This is a genomic window from Dysosmobacter sp., from assembly GCF_052306735.1.
Lineage (GTDB): Bacteria > Bacillota > Clostridia > Oscillospirales > Oscillospiraceae > Oscillibacter.
In genome coordinates, this window is the sequence record NZ_DAWBAJ010000031.1 from 1 (window position 1) to 2635 (window position 2635).

General features: G+C 63.5%; 2 protein-coding genes. One reads left to right on the forward strand and one right to left on the reverse strand.

From position 1 onward, the window contains the following. Positions 1-1374: 4Fe-4S dicluster domain-containing protein (locus ACT67G_RS08520; RefSeq protein WP_443663961.1), on the reverse strand; the 1374-nt coding region annotated here is incomplete at its 3' end. Positions 1375-1853: 479 nt separating this feature from the next. Here ACT67G_RS08520 and ACT67G_RS08525 point away from each other — a divergent pair. Beyond that, positions 1854-2635: ABC transporter ATP-binding protein (locus ACT67G_RS08525; protein ID WP_443663962.1), on the forward strand; the 782-nt coding region annotated here is incomplete at its 3' end.

Genomic DNA, 2635 nt, shown 5'->3' on the forward strand with positions numbered 1-2635 from the left:
GCCCATGCCCTCCAGCAGATAGCCGTTGCGCTTGCCGGCCTTGGCCATCATCAGCATCTTGCGGCACTCCCGCAGGCCGTCGCCGTACTCGATCTTCACCTCCCGGGTGGGATCGATGTGGCTGATGGCCTCCACCACGGCGGCGGCCACACCGCCGCCCACGGCGAAGCCCCGGCCCATGGCGGTGCCTTCGCTCATATCGTCGGCGGGGTCTGCCTCGATGGTGGCAAAGTCGATGTCCTTGGCGTCGAACATGCCCTGGAGCTCCTCAAAGGTCAGCACGAAGTCCACGTCGGAGCGGACGGTGCGGCGGTTGGCCTCCAGCTTCTTGGCGGCGCAGGGCCCGATGAAGCAGATCCGGGCGTCGGGATGCTCCTTTTTCACCATCCGGGCGGTGATGACCATGGGCGTCAGGGCCATGGAGATGCAGTCCTTGAACTCGGGGAAGAGCTTCTTGGCCATGACGGACCAGGCGGGGCAGCAGGAGGTGCCCATGAAGGGGAGCTTGTCCGGCACGTTCTCCAGGAAGTCGTGGGCCTCCTCCACGGTGCAGAGGTCGGCGCCGATGGCCACCTCCACCACATCGGTAAAGCCCAGGATGCGCATGGCGGCTTTCAGCTTGGCGGGGGTGGCGTCCTTGCCGAACTGGCCCACGAAGGCGGGGGCCACGCAGGCAATGACTTTGCTGCCCCGGTTCATGGCGTTGATGACCTGGAAGATCTGGCTCTTGTCGGCGATGGCGGCGAAGGGGCAGTTCACCAGGCACATGCCGCAGGAGACGCACTTGTCGTAATTGATCTTGGCCCGGCCCATCTCGTCGGACCCGATGGCGTCCATGCCGCAGGCGGCGGCGCAGGGGCGCTCGATCTTGGAGATGGCGTGGTAGGGGCACTGGTTGAAGCACTTGCCGCACTTGATGCACTTGTCCTGGTCAATGTGGCAGCGCTTGTTCTTGTCCAGATAGATGGCGTCCTTGGGGCAGACGTTCATGCAGGGGTGGGAGATACAGCCCTGGCAGCTGTCGGTGATGCGGATCTGCTTGGGGGGGCAGGCGTTGCAGGCGAAGGGGATGATGTTCACCAGGGGCATTTCAAAGTACTTGTCGTCCGCGGCGGCAGCCTCCTTGATGTGGGCGCTGACGGGGGTCTGGGAGCCGGCGGGCTGCAGGCTCATGCCCAGGGCCAGGCGCACCCGCTCCTGGACGATGGCCCGCTCCAGGAACACGTCATGGCGGTGGTGGGCCACCTCGCCGGGCACAATGGTGTAGGGGATCATATCCACCCGGTCCAGGTCGCCGCCCTCATAGGCCAGTCGGGCCACCTCGGTAAATACGCTGCGGCGGATCTCGTCCACCGCGCTGTGCACACCTCTCACAGTTTTTCCTCCACTTAATTGACGGGCGCCGGCCGGGCCGCCCGGATTTTTTTCATACAGCGCGCCGGAGGCCGGCCGGGCCCTCCGGAACAGTAGGCTGAAATTGCGTGAATATTATATAGAATCCTGTACCTTTTGGCAAGGGGAAACCCTGGTAATTGCTGGATTTTTGGCGGGTTTTTCACAAAGCGTCGGTCCCGGAGGCGGAAAATGACGAAGGAGGGCGGCCAAAAAGGCCGTCCTCCTTCGTCTTGGAGAGAGAAAAAGAAGAGAAAATAAAGAAAAGAGAGGGGGCTCCTCCGCTTGGAGGATGGTGTTAGCATATCCGAAAAACCTAAAAACAGTCTTGAAAAAGTTTGAACAGTTTATGAAATCCCGGTGAAGGTCTCCTTTCAGCCCGGTTTCAGATTCTGCCGCTATACTGAATGTGCCGCCGGAGGGGGGAGGATCCCTCCGGCTTTCAAAGGAGGTTTCTCATTGTGATCGAAGTGCAAGACCTGGTGAAGCGCTACGGCGGCCGCTGCGCGGTGGACCACCTGAGCTTTACCGTGGAGGACGGCCAGATCTTCGGCCTGCTGGGCCCCAACGGTGCCGGAAAGTCCACCACCATGAACATGATGACCGGATACCTGGCGGTGACGGAGGGCCGGGTGGTGATCCAGGGCCACGACGTGCTGGAGGACCCGGAGGCGGCCCGCCGGTGCGTGGGATACCTGCCGGAGGTGCCGCCGGTATACCCGGAGATGACGGCGGAGGAGTACCTGCTGTTTGCCGCGGAGCTGAAAAAGATCCCCGCCGGGGAGCGGGAGGAGCAGGTGGAAAAGGTGCTCTCCCTCACGGGGACGGAGGAGGCCCGGGACCGGCTGGTGCGCAACCTCTCCAAGGGCTACCGCCAGCGCCTGGGCCTGGCCCAGGCCATTTTGGGCTTTCCCCCCGTCATCATCCTGGATGAGCCCACCGTGGGCCTGGACCCCAAGCAGGTGGTGGAGATCCGGCAGCTGATCCGGAATCTGGGACGGAACCACACGGTGCTTTTGAGCTCCCACATCCTCTCGGAGATCCGGGCGGTGTGCGACAAGGTGCTGATTTTGCGCAAGGGCAAGGCCGTGGCCTGCGACACCCCGGAGGCTCTGGAGGCCTCCCTCTCCCAGGACCACGGGCTGGAGCTCCAGTGCCGGGGCGGCGGAAAGGAAGCCCGCACCCTGGCATTGTCCATTCCCGGCGTCACCGGCTGCACCGTCACCGGAGAGGCGGGGGGCAC